Raw genomic sequence first — 17,215 nt, 5'->3', positions numbered from 1 at the left:
CCACGGTGGGCAGAGCACCAGCACGCCGGGCTACACCAGTTCGGGCACCCTCAGGTGGGCCAGCACCAGTTCGAACTCCGCCACCTCGGTGATCTCGCCGCCGGTGGCGCGCGTGAACTCCTCCCGCAGGCCACGGCCGGCGTCGGCGGCGCGCATCATCGCGTCCCGGCTCTCGTAGGTGGCCGCGGTCGCGGAGCGGCCGGTCATGCGGTCGACCATGACGCTGACGCTGCAGAAGCCGGGCAGCTCCTCCATCCGCGGGATCATCATGCGGAACGTCTCCATGGTGCTCTGCATGTCCGCCGGGTCGCCGCGGCCCCAGATCACGCGCGAGCACGCGCCCTCGCCGGCCTCGTGCACCCGGTGCATGAGCGCGATCTCCCACTCGTTGACCTCGGGCTTCGGGTCCCCGAGCAGCTCCACCGCCCGGGCCCGGCTGGCCTTGACCGCCTCGGCGCTGGCCCGCATCGCCTCCTCGGTCTCCCACGCCGTCGTGGCGATGCAGCGGCCGGTGTCGCGGTCGCAGAGCATCGACAGGCCGACGCAGCCGTCCAGGCCCATCACCATGGGCATCACTTCGTCGCGTACGTAGGCGATCCCCTCGTCGAGGCGTGACGGGTCGCCTCGCACGGTGGTGGAACGGGCGTACATGCCACCACTCCTTCCGCAGCGTCGGCGACGCCCGGGCGGCGTCGCCGCACGGGTCACTGTCCTCGCCCTGCCGGGCGGGGGGCAACGGTCCGCTACACCAGCTCGGGCAGGCGCAGGTGGGCCAGGACGAGCTCGAACTCCGCGACGTCGTCAATGTCGAAGCCGTGGCTGGCGGCGAACCGGTCGCGCAGCGCCAGTCCCCGCTCGGCCGAGGCGTCCATCGCCGCCCGGCTCACGTAGCTCACCGTCGCCACCGCCCGGCCCGAGGCGCGGTCGACGAACACGCTCACCCCGCAGAACCCCTCCATCTGCTCCAGCTGGGGCGGGATCGTCGTCCGCCACGCCTCGAGGATCCGCTCGAGGGCGCCGGTCTGGGCCCGGCACCAGATCACCCGTGCGCAGGCGCCCTCGCCGGTCTCGCGCACCCGGTGCATGGCGGCGATCTCCCACTCCTCGGTGACCGGGGCGGGGTCACCGACGAGCTCGGCGGCGCGCCGGCGCAGGTCGGCGACGTCCTGCTCGGTGGCGTGCAGCGCGGTCTCGTCGGCCCAGGCGGAGGTGACGACGCAGCGCCCCGCCTCCCGGTCGCAGAGCATCGAGACGCCGACGCAGCCGCTCATCCCCGACAGCGCCGGCAGCGCCTCCGTGCGGACGAAGGCGATCGCGTCGTCCACGGTCTGCGGATCGCCCTGGAGCGTGGTGGAACGGGCGTACATGCCGCGGCTCCTCTCCCGAAGCGGCGACGCCCCTGCGGCACCGCCGCGGGAGTCACTGTCCTCGGAGGGGGCAGCGGCGGGCAACATGCTCCCCATGGCCGGAGCGACCCACACCCACCGCCTCGACCTCGACGACGCGACCGTCCGCGAGTGGGACGCCACCGTGCTCGCCGTCGACCCCGAGCGGGGGATCGTGCTCGACCGGTCGGCCTTCTACCCCGGCGGCGGGGGCCAGCCGCCGGACGAGGGCGTGCTGCTGTGGGGCGGCGTGCGCACCCGGATCGCCGGCACCCGCAAGGGCGATGAGCTCTACCTGGTGCCGGTCGAGGGCGATCCGGTGCCGCCGCCGGGGACGGCGGTCCACGGCGCGCTCGACGACGAGCGGCGGACCGCGCTGATGCGCACGCACTCGGGTCTGCACGTGCTCACCGGCGTCGTCTTCCGCGACTTCGGTGCGCTGGTGACCGGCGGGAACATGGAGCCGCTGACCGCGCGCATGGACTTCGACCTCGCCGAGGTGCCGCCCGACTTCAAGGACCGGGTCGCCGAGGCGGTCAACGCCGAGATCACCGCCGACCGGCCGATCGAGGTGAGGACGCTGCCGCGCGAGGAGGCGTTCGCGATCCCCGACATCATCCGGACGGCGACCAACCTGCTGCCCCCGGACATCGAGGTGGTGCGGATCGTCGACATCGTCGGGCTCGACACCCAGGCCGACGGCGGCACGCACGTGGCGTCGACCGCGATGGTCGGCCGCGTCGAGGTCGTGAAGATGGAGAACAAGGGCCGCGGCTTCCGCCGCCTCCGCGTCCGCGTCGTCTAGACAGGGGCCGTCCGGACCGCTGCGCCCACCTCGGGCCCGACCAGGGCGGTGAGGACGTCGTCGAGCCGGCCCGCGTGCAGCCGTGCGAAGAAGTCGGTGGCCCACTCGCGCGGCAGGGTCAGCCATCGGATCCCGCACGGGCCCTCGACGCGGATGACGTAGGCCCACCACGTCGCCGACACCACCTCGGTGCGGACGTCGCCCGCCCGGTGCCCACCGAGGTCCAGCGGGTGCAGCCCCACAGCATCGGCGTCGGACGCCGCCGGGGCGGGGTCCTCCAGCGGCAGCGGCAGCCGGCCGGCGGCGACGGCGCGCAGGTCGGCGAGGTCATCGGCGGCGAGCAGCGCGGCCAACCGGGGCGCCAGGAGCTCGACCACCGCCGCCAGGTGGGCGCCGGCGGTGGTGGGACCGCGTCGGGTCCGCAGCGGAGCGCCCCGGCCTGCGGCGTAGAGGTCGGAGCCGAACGCCGTCCGGTCGACGTAGGTGCCGTACCGCTGGCGCGATGCCTCGGTGCGGACCCGCAGGCGGGGCGGGAGGTCGCGGACCGGCGTCGACGCGCACAGCCCGGCGACCGCCACCACGACGGCGACGACGTGCCGCAGGCCGCGGCCCTCGAGGTGCTCGCCGCAGATCTCGAGCCGGCCGGGACGCGGACGCACCAGCAGGCCGGGCGAGGAGGCCCGGTCGAGGAGCAGCATCAGGGCGGGGGCGAACCGCTCGACGACCAGCCGGGCCGTGCTCCGGACCATCGCGTCGGGGACGGCGACGCTGACGTGCGTGGAGTAACCGGTCAGCGCCGTCCCGGCCGGCAGCGCGGCCGTGAGGAACTCCCGACCGCGGTGCGCCCACGCCGCGACCTCCGCCGGCGCACCCGGCCCGACAGCGACCGGTGGGGTGACCACCTCGGCCTCCGCGCCATCGGCGGTGACCACCCCGCCCCACGGCCCGCGCGCGGCGTGGGGATCGCCCGGGTCCATCCGGCGCCCGAGCGGGAGGGCGTCGACGAGGTCGCGGAAGTCGAGGACCCGGCCGGCCGCGTCGCGCACCTCGTACTCGTGCTCGACGCCGCAGACCGGGCGCGCGTCGGCGCGCAGCCTCGTGGTCAGGTCGACGGTCACGCCGAGGCGAAGGTGTAGCGCCCGAGGTAGATGCCGCACTGCGCGCCGCTGAGACCGGGGAGCACCGGGACCGCCGAGTCCTCCACCCACTCCCCGGCGATCACCGGCGCCAGGGGATCGCCGCTGACCGTGAAGGTCACGGTGCTGGTGATCTCACCGCCGACGCAGTCGGCGGTGGACCAGTTGACCGGTCCGGTCAGCGTGGCCGCGTACCCGGTGCCGGTGGGCGTGCCGACGAGCGGCAGCACGCACTGGCCCGGAGCGGCGCAGTGCTCCACGGTGCAGGGCCCGGTGCCGTCGCACGGCCCGGTCAGCGTCCACGTGCGCTGCCGCACCTCGCCGACGGTGCCGAACGTCGGATCGGGGGCGAACCCGGGCGGCGCCGTGATGGCCACGGTGGTGAGGGTCATCGGCACGGTTCGCGGCCCGGGGTCCACGGGCGGGGGTGGGGTCGGTTCCGGCGTCGGCTCCGGGTCGGTCGCCGCGGCCGACGTCGAGGACGCAGCCACCCCGGCCGGAGCCGGCGTCGCGCCGTCGCGCGTCAGCAGGACCGCGGCCAACGCACCGGCGACGACGAGCACCCCGGCCGTGACCAGTGCGACGGTCTGCTTGGGAGAGCGCGCCGAGCGGCCCTTGTCCGCCCGTCCACCGGGGTCGCCGAGGAGCGGCTTGCCGGTGCGCAGGTCCCGCTCCACCGGCACGCCCGTCTTCGCGGGAGGGGCGCTGTCGGACACGGTGGGCCGCGGCACGGCGGGCCCGACGGGCCGGCTCACCGCGGGCTGGGGGAGTCGTCCGGCCGATGCTCGGTGCGGACGGCACCGCCCACCACCGGCGGGAAGGAGTGCCCGGGCGCCGCCGGCGGCGGGACGGGGTGCCCGGCGGCCGCCGGTGCGGCGGGAGCCGCCCCGTCGTCCTTCGGCGGCCCGAAGGCGTGGTCGCCGTCCTTCGGGGCGCCGGCCGGCGGGGCGCCGTCCTTGGCCCAGACCGGTTCGCCGACCTTTGGTGCGCCCGGCAGGCGCGCGTCGTTCCCGATCAGGGAATTGCCCTTCTCACCCATGGTCGTTCTCGCTTCTCCCGGTGCCCGCGCGACGGGCGTGTGACCGGGGAGTGTGACCGTGGGTGAGCGGCGCGGGAGCTGAGGTCACCCGATCGTGCGGACGGCGGGCGCTCGGACCACCCGAAGGCGTCAGCGGTGGGCGATGCCGCCGGGGCCGTGGTCGGCGGGGACCGTCTCCTCCTCGGGCGGCGGCCCGGGCGGGGTCCCGTCGCCGAACGGCCGGCCGCCGAGCTCCTCGCGCCCGTGCGGGGTCAGCCAGTTCGCCGTGTCCGGGCCCTTCGGGATCACCTGCGTCGGGTTGATGTCGGCGTGGACGACGTAGTAGTGCTCCTTGATCTGCGGGAAGTCGATCGTGTCGCCGAAGCCGGGGGTCTGGAACAGGTCGCGGGCGTAGGCCCACAACGCCGGGAACTCGGTCAGCTTCTGCCGGTTGCACTTGAAGTGGCCGTGGTAGACGGCATCGAAGCGGGCCAGCGTCGTGAACAGCCGGACGTCGGCCTCGGTGATCGAGCCGCCCATCAGGAACCGCTGCCCGGCGAGCCGCTCCTCCAGCCAGTCCAGCGCGGTGAACAGCCGGTCGTGGGCCTTGTCGTAGGCCCGCTGCGAACCGGCGAAGCCGCAGCGGTACACGCCGTTGTTGACCTCGGTGTAGATCCGCTGCATCACCTCGTCCATCTCGTCGCGCAGCGGCTCCGGGTAGAGCTCGGGCGCGCCCTCGCGGTGGAACGCCGTCCACTCGGTGGACAGGTCGAGGGTGATCTGCGCGAAGTCGTTGGTGACGACGGCCTTGGTGGGGACGTCGACCAGGGCCGGCACGGTGATGCCGCGGTCGTAGTGCGGGTCGCGGGCGAGGAACGCCTCCTGCAGCCGCTCGTAGCCGAGCACGGGGTCGCGCCCGCCGGGGTCGAGGTCGAAGGTCCAGCTGCGCTCGTCGTGGGTGGGGCCGCACATGCCCATCGAGAGGACCTTCTCCAGGCCCAGCAGCCGGCGGACGATCACCGCCCGGTTCGCCCACGGGCAGGCCCGCGCGACGACGAGCCGGTAGCGGCCGGCCTCGACCGGCCACCCGCTCGAGCCGTCGGCCGTGATCCGGTCGGTCAGGTAGTTGGAGTCCCGCTTGTACTCCCCGCCGCCGCTGACGTAGCCCGAACCGGTGTTGTCGTCGCTCACGCGCACACCCTTACCCAGCGCGAGGCCTCATGTCCCAGACGGCACGGTTTCGTTTTCAACGGTGCAGGAGGGACCCGAGAACGCCTCGGCGATCCGGCGGGGGGTCGGTCACGCCGGCACGTCCCGGCGGCGGAACCCGGCGATCCCGGCGGCGGCCAGCGCGGCCGCCACGACCAGCAGACCGAGCAGGGGGACGGTGTCGAGCTCCTCGGCCGGCACCTGGGGCACCCATCCGAACGGGGAGAGCCGCAGCGCCCAGTCCGGCAGCGACAGCAGCTGCCCGAACATGCCGGCCAGCAGGCCCCACACGAGCGCGGCCCAGGCCAGCGGCGCCCACCGCGGCGCCAGGCCGACCAGGGCGGTGGCCAGGCCGACCAGGACGAGGACTGCCGGCAGGTGCACCAGCGCGGCCGCGAGCTGCCGGCCCACCTCCCCGGCATCCCCGGTCACCCCGGCGGCGGCCAGCCCGCTGCCCAGGCCGGCGACGAGCAGCAGGAGCGCGGCGGCGCCGGCGGCGACGGCGAGCGCGGCCCCGGCGTAGCGGCGCCGGTCGAGGGCGGTCGACAGCAGCAGCTCGCTGCGACCGCCGGTCTCCTCGCCGCGCAGCCGGAGCACCGAGGCCACCGCGAAGCCGCCGGCGAGCAACCCGTAGTACAGCGCGGCGATCGCGGAGAAGGAGTCGGCCGGGTCGGCGCCGGTCGCGGCGAACACCTCGGCCAGCTGCGGGTTGCCGGAGAGCATGTCGGTGACCTGCTCGGTCAGCGAGCCGAAGGACAGCCCGAGGACGAGCAGGCCGACCGCCCAGCCCACGACCGTCCCGCGCTGCAGGCGCCTGAGCAGCCCTCCCGGCCCCGACAGCGAGGCAGCGGCGACGGCGGGCCCGCGGCGCGGTGCGAAGACGCCGGCGCCGACATCGCGCCGTGCGGTGAGCCGGGCGGCGACGACCAGGAGGACGGCGACCAGGCCGACCGACAGCAGCAGCGGCCACCACCGCAGGTCGACGAACGCCCGGGTTTGCTGAGCCCAGGCGATCGGGGACAGCCACGACAGCGGACTGCCGCCGGTCTGCAGGATGTCGCCGATCCCCCGCACGATCACGGCGGCCAGCAGCACACCCAGCGCCGCGCCCGACGCCGCCCGCCCGGTCTGGAACAGCTGGGCGCTCACGGCCGCCACGGCGCCGAAGACCATGCCGGTCAGCGCGAACCCGGCGGCGAGGGCGAGCGAGCCGGTGGCGCCCAGGCCGGTGGCCAGCAGCCCGGCGGCGACCACGACGGCGATCGCGACGTTCGCGGCCGTCATGAGGGCCAGGGCCGTCGTCAGCGGCGTGCGTCGGCCGACCGCCCCCGAGAGCAGCAGCTCGGTGGCGCCGCTCTCCTCCTCGGCGCGGGTGTGCCGGACCACCATCAGGATCGACATGACGCCGAGCGCCACCATGACCGACAACCCGAGCTCGTTCGCGATCATCGCGCCGGGCGTGTACTCGTCGACCCCGAACGCCGGCCCGCTGAACATGATGCCGGCGGGGGTGTCGACCGCTGCGGCCCGCGCCTGCCGGTCGGCCGCGGTCGGGTACACGGCGGTGAGCGCGACGGAGGAGTACACGGTGAGCAGGCCGAGGGCGACCACCCAGATCAGCAGCCGCCGGCGGTCGCGGCGCAGCTCCAGCCGCAGCACCGTCCCGGTGCCGGCGTAGGCCGGGGCGGTCATCGCCGTCCCACCGCCTCGAGCTCGGCGAGCTCGTCGCCGTAGTGCTGGAGGAACAGCTGCTCCAGCGAGGGCGGCGCGCAGACCAGGCTGGTCAGGCCGAGCCGGGCGAGCGCGCCGGTGACCGTGTCGAGGTGGTCGTTGTCCACGAGGAAGGTGACCCGGTCGCCGTCGGCGGCGAAGTCGTGGACCCCGGGCAGCGCGGCCAGCGGCGCCGGGTCCGACCGGACCACGGCGGTGACGGTGTTCCGCGTCAGGTGCCGCAGCTGGGTCAGCGTGCCGCTCTCGACCGTGCGCCCGCCGCGGATGATCGTGACGGTGTCGCAGAGCTTCTCCACCTCGGCGAGGATGTGGCTGGACAGCAGCACCGACCGCCCCGCGGCCCGGGCCTCGCCGACGCACTCGGTGAACACCGCCTCCATCAGCGGGTCGAGGCCGCTGGTCGGCTCGTCGAGCACGAGCAGCTCCACGTCCGAGGCGAGCGCGGCGACCAGCGCGACCTTCTGCCGGTTGCCCTTGGAGTAGGTGCGGGCCTTCTTCGTGGGGTCGAGCTCGAAGCGCTCGAGCAGCTCGGCGCGGCGCCGTCCGTCGGCCGGGCCGCGCAGCCGCAGCAGGAGGTCGATCACCTCGCCGCCGGTGAGGTTCGGCCACAGCGTCACGTCGCCGGGCACGTAGGCCAGCCGGCGGTGCAGGGCGACGGCGTCGGTCCACGGGTCGCCGCCGAGGAGGCGGACGGTGCCGCCGTCGGCCCGGAGCAGGCCGAGCAGCACCCGGATCGTCGTCGACTTGCCGGCGCCGTTGGGACCGAGGAAGCCGGCGACCGTGCCCGCCTCCACGGTGAGGTCCAGCCCGTCGAGGGCGCGGACGTCGCCGAAGCTCTTGGTCAGGCCGGTGATCTCGACCGCGTTCATGACTTCTCCCGGTACTCCAGATAGGTGTCGAGCAGCGAGCTGTCGGTGAGCAGGCCCTCGGTGTAGATCTCGAGAGCGGGCAGGGCGGCGGCCTCGGCGTACGCGCGCAGGGTCGCGCGGTAGTCGCCGTCCACCGGCGGGTGCCGCCGCACGAACGCCAGGACGGCGCCGATGCCGACGTCGACCAGCCAGGCGGCGCGCGCGGCCGGGTCGCGGCTCGGCCGCATGGTGCCGGCCGCGACCGCGTCGGCGAGGTACTTCTCGGCGTCCTCCGTCATGTGCTGCAGCAGGGTGGCGGCCAGCTCGCCGCCGGAGAGCAGGGTCTGCACCAGGTAGCCGACCAGCGGGCCGTAGTCCTCGATCGCGGCCATCTGCTGCAGCCAGTCGCCCGGGCCGCCCCGGGTGAAGGCGCCGGTCTTGGCGTCGGCGATGACCCGCAGGACGTGGTCGTCGCAGGCGGTGCGCAGCTGCTCCTTGGACCCGAAGTGGTGGATGACCAGCCCCGGGCTGACCCCGGCGTCGGCGGCGATCGCCCGCACCGACGTGCCGAAGCCGTCGACGGCGAACCGGCGGATCGCCGCGTCGCGGATCCTCGCCCGGCCGGTCAGGTCGTCGTCGACTGAACGCACGTGCAGCACGCTAAACAGGCGTTCAGTCAAGCACCAGGGCCTTTCGCCTCCGGACGGCTCACCGCTTTCGGCGCCGAAAGCGGTCGTGTCAGAGGAGGCGGCCCAGGGTGAGCTCGTCGGCCGCGCCGCCGAAGTACTCGTCGAGCACCTGGCCGAACACCGGGTCGCCGTCAGCGGCGGCGAAGAGGGTCATCGACGAGCGCAGCTTCTGCGCGTCGACCGGCCCGAGGACGGCGACGGCGTCGCGGCCGGGCAGGTCGAGCAGGGCCCGCGCGCACTCGACCAGCCGCGGTCCGAGCACCGGGTCGGCGAGGTAGGCGCGCGCCTCGTCGAGGTCGGCGATCGCGTAGTGCTGCGCCGTCTGGCTGCGGCCGAGCCCGGCCACCTGCGGGAAGACGAACCACATCCAGTGGCTGTGCTTGCGCCCCGCGCGCAGCTCGGCCAGCGCCTGCTCGTACACGCCGCCGTCCTGGGCGGAGAGAAATCTGGAGAGATCTGCGCTCATCTGTCGATCCGGCCGTCGTCCGTTCGTGTAGGGGTTGAGCCGGCAGGGTGCCGGCCGCGGAGGAGGGGACCAGCGATGGCCCAGTACCTGATCAGCATGTACCAGCCCGACGGCGAGATCCCACCGCCGGAGTTCCTCGCGCCGGTGATGGCGAAGCTCGGCGAGCTGCAGCGGGAGATGGAGGCGGCCGGGGCCTGGGTGTTCGCGGGCGGGCTGCACGACGCGAGCACCGCGACGGTCCTGCTCACCAAGGACGACGGCGAGGTGCTGATCACCGACGGCCCGTACACCGAGGGCAAGGAGCACCTCGGCGGGTTCACCGTCGTGGAGGCCCCCGACCTCGACGGCGCCCTGCACTGGGCGCGCCGCCAGGCGGAGATCACCGGCCTGCCCCTGGAGGTGCGGCCGTTCCGGGAACGCTTCGAGTGACCGACGCCGCGGAGGTCGCGCGGGTGTTCCGCGAGGAGCACGGCCGCGCGGTCGCCGTCCTCACCCGCGTCCTCGGCGATCTCGACCTCGCCGAGGACGCGGTGCAGGACGCGTTCGAGAAGGCCCTCGAGCGCTGGCCGCAGCAGGGCCTGCCACCCAGCCCGGCCGGCTGGATCCTCACCACCGCCCGCAACCGGGCGATCGACCGCCTCCGGCGCGAGGCCGGCCGCGACGACCGGCACGCGCAGGCGGCGCTGCTGCACGTCCAGGAGGCACGGGAGGAGGGTCCGGTGCCCGACGACCGGCTGCGGCTGATCTTCACCTGCTGCCACCCCGCGCTCGCGCCGTCCGCGCAGGTCGCGCTCACCCTGCGGCTGCTCGGCGGCCTGACGACGGCGGAGATCGCCCGCGCCTTCCTCGTGCCCGAGCCGACGATGGCGCAGCGGCTGGTGCGGGCCAAGGCGAAGATCAAGGCCGCCCGCATCCCGTACCGGGTGCCCGCCGAGGCCGAGCTGCCCGACCGGCTGCGGCCGGTGCTCGCCGTCGTCTACCTCGTCTACACCGAAGGGCACACCGCGACCGCCGGCGACCGGCCGGTGCGCGACGACCTGCGCGCCGAGGCGATCCGGCTCGGCCGGCTGCTGGCCGAGCTCATGCCCGACGAGCCCGAGGTGCTCGGCCTGCTCGCGTTGATGCTGCTCGTGGAGTCGCGGCAGCCCGCACGGGTGGGCGCCGACGGCGAGCTGGTGCTGCTACCCGACCAGGACCGCACCCGCTGGGACGCGGCGCTGGTCGCCGAGGGGCAGGCGCTGGTCCGCCGCTGCCTGCGCCGCAACCGGCCGGGCCCGTACCAGGTGCAGGCGGCGATCCAGGCCGTGCACTCCGAGGGGACGACGGACTGGCGGCAGGTCGTCGCGCTCTACGACCAGCTGCTGGCCCTCACGCCGACCCCGGTCGTGGCGCTCAACCGGGCGGTCGCCGTCGCCGAGGTGGACGGCCCGGGCGCCGGGCTGCGCCTGGTCGACGAGCTGGACCTGCCCACCTACTACGTGTTCCACGCCGTCCGCGCCGACCTGCTGCGCCGCCTCGGCCGGGACGAGGAGGCGGCGGAGGCGTACCGGCTCGCGGCCGGGCTCACCCCCAACCCCGCCGAGCGGGAGTTCCTGCTGCGGCGGCGGGGGCAGCTGACCCCGAGTTGAGCGGACGCGGCCGTTTCGTTAGCGTCGCGAAACGCCGCAGCGTCGACACGGGGCCAAGTCCTGACGCTGCAGAGCAGGGGGAGGACCTCGACGCATGCGCACGAAGCTCGGGATGTCACTGGCCGCCGCGGGGGCCGCGTTCGTCCTCGGGACGGCGAGCCCGGCGGCGGCGATCACCTACGGTGAGCCGGACGCCGGGGAGCACCCGTACGTCGGTTTCATGATCTTCTACGACCCGGCCGAGCAGGGCTGGTTCAGCTGCTCCGGCGCGCTGCTCGACCCGGACACGTTCCTGACCGCCGGCCACTGCACGTACGGCATCGGCACGGGCGGGCAGGCGGCCGGCACGAGCGGGGGCACCGACGTCTGGGTGACCTTCGAGGAGAGCGACGCGCTGGCCGGCTGGCCCAGCGCGGCCGACTACCCGAACCCTGCGGCGCTCTACGCGGCCCGCGCGGCCTGGCTCGAGAACCCCGCGAACGGCTTCACCCAGGGCACCGCCTACCCCCACCCGGACTACGACGGCTTCGCCCAGTTCCCCGAGAACTACGACGTCGGCGTGGTGGAGCTCCAGGCGTCCCTCGGGGGTCCGTACGCCGAACTGGCCCCGCTCGGCACCGTCGAGGCCCTCGTGACGAACGCACCCACACCGAACGACGCGATCGTCGAGAACGTCGGCTACGGCATCCAGGAGGTGCGGCCGGAGCTGATCCGGGAGATCGACCGGTACAAGTCGACCTCGCGGATCGTGGAGACGCGGGGCAACGCCGCCCGCGCCGGCAACCTGCACACGCTCAACAACCCCAGCGAGGTCGGCGGGCGCGGGGGCACGTGCAACGGCGACTCCGGCGGGCCGGTCCTCGTGAACGACACCGACCAGATCGTCGCCGTCGTCTCGTTCGGCTACAGCGGCACGTGCCACGGTGCCGACTACTCGTGGCGGGTCGACACCCAGAACAGCTACGACTTCATCAGCCAGTACCTGGGCGGCTGAGGCCGTAGACCCACACGGTGGCCCGGGCGCTCGGCGCCCGGGCCACCGTCGTGTCCGGACCTCAGTGCACCAGGTGGGGCAGCACCTCGGTGACGGCGGCCTGCAGGTCGGCCGCCGCCGACGGCTCCCCGGCGAGCTGGCGCAGCAGCGCCTGCTGGAACAGCCCGTCGAAGACCGCGTACATCGCCGGTGAGGCGATCTGCGGCTGCGCGCCGGCGAGCTCGGCGTAGCGGGTGACGACCCGCCAGATCATCCGCTCGAGCAGCAGGTCGATGTCGGCGACGTCGGCCCGGAAGGCCGGCTCGAACATCGACTGGTTGCGCAGGTCGTACCAGAGGCGGTGCATCGGCGCCTCGTCGGTCAGCGTCGCGGCCAGCTTCTGCAGGAACCCGGCGGCGAGCTCGTCGGCCGTGGTCGCGGTGGCGACCACCTCGTCGTAGCGGGTCGCGCACTGCTCCTTGTACTCCCGGACGCAGTGCGTGATCAGGTCGGTCTTGTCGTTGAAGTAGTAGTGCAGGACGCCGTGCGAGAACTCGGAGTTCGAGGCGATGTCGCGCAGGCCCGTCTGGGCGTAGCCGCGCTCGGCGAGGGTGCGCAGGGCCGCGCCGGCCAGCTCGCTGCGCCGGGCGGCGAACTTGTCCACCCGCTGGGTAGCCGCGGTCATCGGACTCCCTTCGTCATCGGGAATCGTAAGCCCTTGACGGGTGTCAAAGAAATCCTTGACACCCGTCCAAACGTCGCACAACCATGACCGGCGTCACACGGGGGCGCGACGAGGCGAGGAGTGCGGCATGGCGGGACTGGACCTGACCGGGCGCAGGGCGCTGGTCACCGGAGGGGCGAGAGGGCTGGGCCAGGCGATGGCCGAGGCGCTCGCCGGGGCCGGCGCGGCGGTGATGATCGGCGACGTCCTCGACGAGGTCGGCACCGAGACCGCCCGGCTGATCGCCAAGGACGGCGCCACCGCCGCCTTCACCCACCTCGACGTCACCGACGAGGCCAGCTGGGAGTCCGCGATCGGCGAGACCGTCGCCCAGCTGGGCGGGCTGGACATCCTGGTCAACAACGCCGGCATCGAGGTCACGCAGCTCGTGGTCGACCTCGACCCGGAGCGGCTGCGGCGGATGCTCGACGTCAACGTCGTCGGCACCGCGCTGGGCATGAAGCACGGCTTCCGGGCCATGCGCCCGGGCGGGGCGGCGGGGAACGGCGGCTCGATCGTCAACATCGCCAGCGTCGCGGCGACCATCGCCTTCCCGGGCATCGCCGGCTACTCCGGCACCAAGAGCGCGATCGACCGGATGACCCGGATCGCCGCCGCCGAGGCCGGCAAGCTCGGCTACGGCGTCCGCGTCAACTGCATCTACCCGGGCCTCGTGCCGACGGCGATGGGCATGCAGCTCGCCGTCGACTGCGCCGAGCTGGGACTGTTCCCGAGCGTCGAGGAGGCGGTCGGCGCCGTCGTCGCGCTGACGCCGTCCGGACGCCTGGGCGACCCGACCGACATGGCCGACGCCGTCGTCTTCCTCGCCTCCGACGCCTCCCGCTTCGTCAACGGGACCGGCCTGGCCGTGGACGGGGGCATGGGCTCGTGAGCACCAAGCCCGTCGTCGTCTACGGCGCCTCCGGCTACACCGGCCGGCTGATCTGCGAGTACCTGCGCGAGCTCAACGTCCCGTTCGTCGCGGCCGGCCGCGACAAGGACCGCTGCCAGGAGGTCGTCGGCCGCATCCCCGGGATCGAGACCGCCGACTACGAGGTCGTCGGGGTCGAGCACACCGTCGAGGACCTGACCGACCTGTTCAGCGGCGCGCAGGTCGTCTGCAACACGGTCGGCCCGTTCATCAAGTTCGGCTTCGAGGTGGCCGAAGCCTGCCTGGCCACCGGGGCGCACTACCTCGACACCACCGGCGAGCAGGACTGGGTGATGGGGGTGCAGGAGCGGTTCGGGACGGCGTTCGCCGACACCGGCCTGCTGCTCGCCCCCGGGATCGCGCAGATGTACACGACCGGCGAGATCGCGGCCAACATCGCGCTCGAGACGCCCGGCCTGGACACCCTCGACGTCCTCGTGCTCTGGAAGGGCTTCCCGACCTACGCGTCGACCCAGACGATCTTCACCATCCTCAAAGCCGACTGGTTCCACCTCCAGGAGAACCAGTACGTGAAGGTCGACCCGCTGTCGAAGTGGGACGTCGTGGTGCCCGGGCAGCACGAGCTCGGGCTCACCGTGCCGTGGGGCGGCACCAGCCACCCGGTCTGGTTCAAGGACGACCCGCGGGTGGCGAACGTGAAGGTGCAGGGCGGGGTGATGAACCGGCCGGTGATGGAGGCCGTCGTCGCCACCACCGCCGCGGTGGAGAAGGACATCAAGACCCTGCCGCCCGAGCAGTGGGACGACGCCCTGGCCGCCGTCGCCGACCAGTGGGCCACCGGCATGCCGCCGCGCGAGAACCCGCGGCTGAACATCTCGGTCGACTCCGTGCACGCCAGCGGGCCGCTGGGCCGCAAGCACGTGGTCATCCACGGCAACAGCAACTACAAGCAGACCGGGCTGATGCAGGCCTGGGCGGCGATGTCGCTGCTGCAGCAGCCGCCGCGGCGGGTGGGGTTCGCCAGCGGCTGCCAGGCGTTCGGCCACCGCGAGCTGCTCGGCGTCATGCGCCAGTTCGGGCTGGTGCTCGACCCGGTGGTGACCGAGCACCGATGAGTCTCGCCGCCTACCTCGACAAGGGCGCGTCGCTCGGACCCGACGCCCCCTGCCTGACCATGGGGGAGCGCACGTTCTCCTACGGCGAGGTGCAGGCGTTCACCCGGCGGGTCGCCCGGGCGCTGGTGCGCTCGGGCGTCCGGCCCGGGGACCCGGTGGCGGTCCTGTCGGGCAACGACCCCACCGCCTTCGCCTGCGTCTTCGGCATCGCCCGGGCCGGCGCGGTCTGGTGCCCGGTCAACCCGCGCAACGAGGCGGAGGAGAACCGGGAGCTGCTCGAGCTCTTCGGCTGCACCACGCTGATCTACGCCCCCGCGTACGCGGCGCTGGTGTCCAAGATCCGCGACCGGCTGCCCGCGCTCACCACGCTGGTCTGCCTCGACGACTCGGGGCCCGACGTCCCGCTCGACGAGTGGCTCGACGCGGCGGCCCGACCCGACCAGGACGACGTCGAGCCCCCGGACGACGTCGTCATGCTGGTCGGCACCGGGGGGACGACGGGGCGGCCCAAGGGGGTGCGGCTGACCGGCCGCAACCTCGAGACGATGTCGGCACTGACGCTGATGAGCTACCCGTTCGACGGCCGCCCGGTGTACCTGGCGCTCGCGCCGCTGACCCACGCCGCCGGGGTGCTCTGCTTCCCGGTGCTGGCGCTCGGCGGCGAGATCGTCGTGATGCCGGCGCCCGACCTGGGCGAGTTCCTCCGGCTGGTCCCGCAGCACCGGGTCACCCACGCCTTCCTGCCCCCGACGTTGATCTACGTGCTGCTCGAGCACCCGGCCCTCGACGCCACGGACCTCGGCAGCTTCCAGTGCCTCTGGTACGGGGCGGCGCCCATGGCCCCCGACCGGCTGGCGGAGGCGATCGAGCGGATCGGGCCGGTGCTCGGCCAGCTGTTCGGCCAGTCCGAGGCGCCGATGATGATCTCCACCCTCGCGCCGGCCGAGCACCTGCACCCCGACGGCACGCTCGCCCGCGAGCGGTTCGCCAGCGCCGGCCGGCCCACCCCGCTGGCGACCGTCGCGATCATGTCGACCGACGGCGAGCTGCTGCCGACCGGCGAGCGGGGGGAGGTCGTCGTCCGCTCGTCGCTGGTGATGGCCGGCTACCACCGGGACCCCGTCGCGACCGCCGAGGCGTCGCGGTTCGGCTGGCACCACACCGGCGACATCGGCTACCTCGACGACGCCGGCTACCTGTTCCTGGTCGACCGGGCCAAGGACATGATCATCACCGGAGGCTTCAACGTGTACTCGGCCGAGGTGGAGCGGGCGCTGATGGCGCACGAGGGGGTGCAGGACTGCGCCGTCGTGGGGCTGCCGGACGCGAAGTGGGGTGAGCGGGTCGTCGCCGTCGTCCAGCCGAAGCCGGGGGTGGAGCTGGACCCCGCCGAGCTGCAGCGGTTCGCCAAGGAGCGGATCGGCAGCGTGAAGGCGCCCAAGCAGGTGGAGGTCTGGCCCGACCTGCCGCGCTCGAAGATCGGCAAGGTGGTCAAGCCGGACATCCGCGCCCGGATGCTGGCGCAGGGCTGATCCGGCGTCGACATCGGCGCTCTCGCACGCTTGCAGGGGCCAAGGCGTGCGAGAGCGCCGATCTCGACGATCACAGGTGCTGCCGGAACCAGTCGAGCTGGCGCGGCGCCGACTGCGCGAACGCCTCGCCCACGTAGGCCTCGAAGTGCCCGCACTTGAGGGCCACCAGCTCCTTGGGCTGCCGCGCGCGCTCGAAGTACTCCAGCGACAGGTCGGCGACCGTGAGGTGGTCCTGGCAGGCGACCACCATGAGCAGCGGTGTGGGCGCGATGTCGGCGATGTAGGCGCCCGGCTCGTACTCCACGAACATCTCCACCGAGCGCAGCGTCACCTCGTTGCGCCAGTTCGGCGCCCGGTCCTGCACCGGTCCGAAGAAGAAGTCGTGCGTGTCCTGGGTTGGCAGCGCCGCGGGCTCGGCCGGGTCTTTCTCCCACGCCACCTGCATCATCTGCGGTGCGGCGCCGGCGTAGCGGGCCGCGCGGTCGGCGTCGAACATCTGCCGCGTGGCCGCGAACAGGTCGGAGCGGATCAGCCGGCGGGCGTTGGCCAGCCCGCTGACCAGGGGCACCTGCGAGACCACCGCCCTGACCCGCTTGTCCAGCGCGGCGACGACGAGCACGTGCGCGCCGCTGTAGCTGGACCCCCAGATGCCGATCCGGTCCGGGTCGGCCCACGGCTGCGTCTGCGCCCAGGTGATCGCCGTCCGGTAGTCGCGGACCTGCTGCCACGGGTCGATCTCGCCGCGCGGGGTGCCGTCGGAGGCGCCCAGGTTGCGGTTGTCGTAGACCAGCACGCCGAGGCCGCCGTCGCAGAAGTAGCCGGCGAAGTCGTCGAGCAGGTGCTCCTTGACCGCCGAGAAGCCGTGCGCCATGACGACCAGGGGAGCGGGGCCGTCCACGCCGTCAGGGGCGTAGTGCCAGCCGCGCAGGGTGACGCCGTCCTCGGTGGGGAACTCGATGTCCTCTCGCATGCGGCCGACCCTGCCCGGCCGGCGGCCGGGCGGTCGCGACGATCCGTGCAGCAGGGACGGCGTTGCCTGCAGGGCTTGCCAGCGGGGACGTCGG

19 protein-coding genes are annotated in these 17,215 nt (G+C 73.8%); 7 read left to right on the top strand and 12 right to left on the bottom strand.

The window, feature by feature from the left end; translation table 11 throughout:
* Nucleotides 1-30: 30 nt before the first annotated feature.
* Together ACI797_RS17410 and ACI797_RS17405 are read right to left on the bottom strand one after the other, a co-directional pair.
* Nucleotides 31-651, bottom strand: coding sequence for a hypothetical protein (locus tag ACI797_RS17410; protein WP_456860006.1), 621 nt, complete (start codon nt 649-651; stop codon nt 31-33).
* A gap of 92 nt (nt 652-743) precedes the next feature.
* Nucleotides 744-1,367 carry a hypothetical protein gene (locus tag ACI797_RS17405; RefSeq protein ID WP_456860005.1) on the bottom strand — a complete coding sequence of 208 codons (624 nt, stop codon included), beginning with the start codon at nt 1,365-1,367 and terminating at the stop codon, nt 744-746.
* Nucleotides 1,368-1,461: 94 nt separating this feature from the next.
* Here ACI797_RS17405 and ACI797_RS17400 point away from each other — a divergent pair, with 94 nt between their 5' ends.
* Entirely contained in the window at nt 1,462-2,190 is a 729-nt protein-coding gene (locus ACI797_RS17400; RefSeq protein ID WP_456860004.1) for an alanyl-tRNA editing protein, read from the top strand.
* On the opposite strand, the gene ACI797_RS17395 is transcribed toward ACI797_RS17400, so the two are convergent.
* The 8 genes from ACI797_RS17395 to ACI797_RS17360 form a co-directional block, all read right to left on the bottom strand.
* Nucleotides 2,187-3,308 carry a hypothetical protein gene (locus ACI797_RS17395; RefSeq protein WP_456860003.1) on the bottom strand — a complete coding sequence of 374 codons (1,122 nt, stop codon included), beginning with the start codon at nt 3,306-3,308 and terminating at the stop codon, nt 2,187-2,189. The genes ACI797_RS17400 and ACI797_RS17395 overlap by 4 nt on opposite strands.
* Nucleotides 3,305-4,009, bottom strand: a complete 705-nt coding sequence (locus tag ACI797_RS17390; protein ID WP_456860002.1) for a hypothetical protein — start codon at nt 4,007-4,009, stop codon at nt 3,305-3,307. Before ACI797_RS17390 ends, ACI797_RS17395 begins: the two co-directional genes overlap by 4 nt.
* Nucleotides 4,010-4,077: 68 nt before the next feature.
* Entirely contained in the window at nt 4,078-4,365 is a 288-nt protein-coding gene (locus ACI797_RS17385) for a hypothetical protein (protein ID WP_456860001.1), read from the bottom strand.
* Nucleotides 4,366-4,494: 129 nt separating this feature from the next.
* Nucleotides 4,495-5,535, bottom strand: coding sequence for a glutathione S-transferase family protein (locus ACI797_RS17380; RefSeq protein ID WP_456860000.1), 1,041 nt, complete (start codon nt 5,533-5,535; stop codon nt 4,495-4,497).
* A gap of 108 nt (nt 5,536-5,643) precedes the next feature.
* The gene (locus tag ACI797_RS17375; RefSeq protein WP_456859999.1) at nt 5,644-7,245 is read right to left on the bottom strand and encodes an ABC transporter permease; all 1,602 of its coding nucleotides are present in this window, start codon (nt 7,243-7,245) and stop codon (nt 5,644-5,646) included.
* Entirely contained in the window at nt 7,242-8,153 is a 912-nt protein-coding gene (locus ACI797_RS17370; protein WP_456859998.1) for an ATP-binding cassette domain-containing protein, read from the bottom strand. The genes ACI797_RS17375 and ACI797_RS17370 overlap by 4 nt, the downstream gene beginning before the upstream one ends.
* Complete coding sequence (locus tag ACI797_RS17365; protein WP_456859997.1) at nt 8,150-8,782, bottom strand: TetR family transcriptional regulator; 633 nt, start codon at nt 8,780-8,782, stop codon at nt 8,150-8,152. Before ACI797_RS17365 ends, ACI797_RS17370 begins: the two co-directional genes overlap by 4 nt.
* An 88-nt stretch (nt 8,783-8,870) precedes the next feature.
* Nucleotides 8,871-9,287, bottom strand: coding sequence for a DUF1810 domain-containing protein (locus ACI797_RS17360; RefSeq protein WP_456540924.1), 417 nt, complete (start codon nt 9,285-9,287; stop codon nt 8,871-8,873).
* Nucleotides 9,288-9,362: 75 nt separating this feature from the next.
* Here ACI797_RS17360 and ACI797_RS17355 point away from each other — a divergent pair, with 75 nt between their 5' ends.
* The 3 genes from ACI797_RS17355 (at nt 9,363) to ACI797_RS17345 (ending at nt 11,909) form a co-directional block, all read left to right on the top strand.
* A complete protein-coding gene (locus ACI797_RS17355) occupies nt 9,363-9,716 on the top strand; it encodes a YciI family protein (protein ID WP_456859996.1) in 354 nt (117 codons plus the stop codon).
* Nucleotides 9,713-10,915 (top strand): RNA polymerase sigma factor, encoded by a 1,203-nt coding sequence (locus tag ACI797_RS17350; RefSeq protein WP_456859995.1) that lies wholly within the window; start codon nt 9,713-9,715, stop codon nt 10,913-10,915. The genes ACI797_RS17355 and ACI797_RS17350 overlap by 4 nt, the downstream gene beginning before the upstream one ends.
* A 94-nt stretch (nt 10,916-11,009) precedes the next feature.
* Nucleotides 11,010-11,909: a trypsin-like serine protease gene (locus tag ACI797_RS17345; protein WP_456859994.1), complete on the top strand. Its 900-nt coding sequence runs from the start codon at nt 11,010-11,012 to the stop codon at nt 11,907-11,909.
* 61 nt (nt 11,910-11,970) lie between these two features.
* On the opposite strand, the gene ACI797_RS17340 is transcribed toward ACI797_RS17345, so the two are convergent.
* Complete coding sequence (locus ACI797_RS17340) at nt 11,971-12,573, bottom strand: TetR/AcrR family transcriptional regulator (protein ID WP_456859993.1); 603 nt, start codon at nt 12,571-12,573, stop codon at nt 11,971-11,973.
* Between the two features lie 127 nt (nt 12,574-12,700).
* On the opposite strand from ACI797_RS17340, the gene ACI797_RS17335 reads away from it, so the two are divergent.
* The 3 genes from ACI797_RS17335 to ACI797_RS17325 are packed head-to-tail and all read left to right on the top strand — an operon-like array spanning nt 12,701 to nt 16,151.
* Nucleotides 12,701-13,504, top strand: a complete 804-nt coding sequence (locus ACI797_RS17335; protein ID WP_456859992.1) for an SDR family NAD(P)-dependent oxidoreductase — start codon at nt 12,701-12,703, stop codon at nt 13,502-13,504.
* On the top strand, nt 13,501-14,619 hold the full coding sequence (locus tag ACI797_RS17330) for a DUF5938 domain-containing protein (protein ID WP_456859991.1): 1,119 nt from the start codon (nt 13,501-13,503) through the stop codon (nt 14,617-14,619). Before ACI797_RS17335 ends, ACI797_RS17330 begins: the two co-directional genes overlap by 4 nt.
* Nucleotides 14,616-16,151, top strand: coding sequence for an AMP-binding protein (locus tag ACI797_RS17325; protein ID WP_456859990.1), 1,536 nt, complete (start codon nt 14,616-14,618; stop codon nt 16,149-16,151). Before ACI797_RS17330 ends, ACI797_RS17325 begins: the two co-directional genes overlap by 4 nt.
* A gap of 70 nt (nt 16,152-16,221) precedes the next feature.
* Here ACI797_RS17325 and ACI797_RS17320 read toward each other — a convergent pair whose 3' ends face one another.
* Nucleotides 16,222-17,121: an alpha/beta hydrolase gene (locus ACI797_RS17320; RefSeq protein WP_456859989.1), complete on the bottom strand. Its 900-nt coding sequence runs from the start codon at nt 17,119-17,121 to the stop codon at nt 16,222-16,224.
* Nucleotides 17,122-17,215 lie beyond the last annotated feature (94 nt).

It is taken from the genome of Geodermatophilus sp. SYSU D00691, assembly GCF_054050275.1.
Note: the sequence above shows the minus strand (reverse complement) of the source record. Positions and strands in the feature narration are given on the sequence as shown.

Bases quoted from the DNA above. Each gene is read 5' to 3' on its own strand.
- ACI797_RS17410 (WP_456860006.1), bottom strand. From the start codon at position 651: ATGTACGCCCGTTCCACCACCGTGCGAGGCGACCCGTCACGCCTCGAC.
- ACI797_RS17400 (WP_456860004.1), top strand. From the start codon at position 1,462: ATGGCCGGAGCGACCCACACCCACCGCCTCGACCTCGACGACGCGACC.
- ACI797_RS17370 (WP_456859998.1), bottom strand. From the start codon at position 8,153: ATGAACGCGGTCGAGATCACCGGCCTGACCAAGAGCTTCGGCGACGTC.
- ACI797_RS17335 (WP_456859992.1), top strand. From the start codon at position 12,701: ATGGCGGGACTGGACCTGACCGGGCGCAGGGCGCTGGTCACCGGAGGG.
- ACI797_RS17385 (WP_456860001.1), bottom strand. From the start codon at position 4,365: ATGGGTGAGAAGGGCAATTCCCTGATCGGGAACGACGCGCGCCTGCCG.
- ACI797_RS17325 (WP_456859990.1), top strand. From the start codon at position 14,616: ATGAGTCTCGCCGCCTACCTCGACAAGGGCGCGTCGCTCGGACCCGAC.
- ACI797_RS17320 (WP_456859989.1), bottom strand. From the start codon at position 17,121: ATGCGAGAGGACATCGAGTTCCCCACCGAGGACGGCGTCACCCTGCGC.
- ACI797_RS17360 (WP_456540924.1), bottom strand. From the start codon at position 9,287: ATGAGCGCAGATCTCTCCAGATTTCTCTCCGCCCAGGACGGCGGCGTG.
- ACI797_RS17355 (WP_456859996.1), top strand. From the start codon at position 9,363: ATGGCCCAGTACCTGATCAGCATGTACCAGCCCGACGGCGAGATCCCA.
- ACI797_RS17405 (WP_456860005.1), bottom strand. From the start codon at position 1,367: ATGTACGCCCGTTCCACCACGCTCCAGGGCGATCCGCAGACCGTGGAC.
- ACI797_RS17345 (WP_456859994.1), top strand. From the start codon at position 11,010: ATGCGCACGAAGCTCGGGATGTCACTGGCCGCCGCGGGGGCCGCGTTC.
- ACI797_RS17340 (WP_456859993.1), bottom strand. From the start codon at position 12,573: ATGACCGCGGCTACCCAGCGGGTGGACAAGTTCGCCGCCCGGCGCAGC.
- ACI797_RS17375 (WP_456859999.1), bottom strand. From the start codon at position 7,245: ATGACCGCCCCGGCCTACGCCGGCACCGGGACGGTGCTGCGGCTGGAG.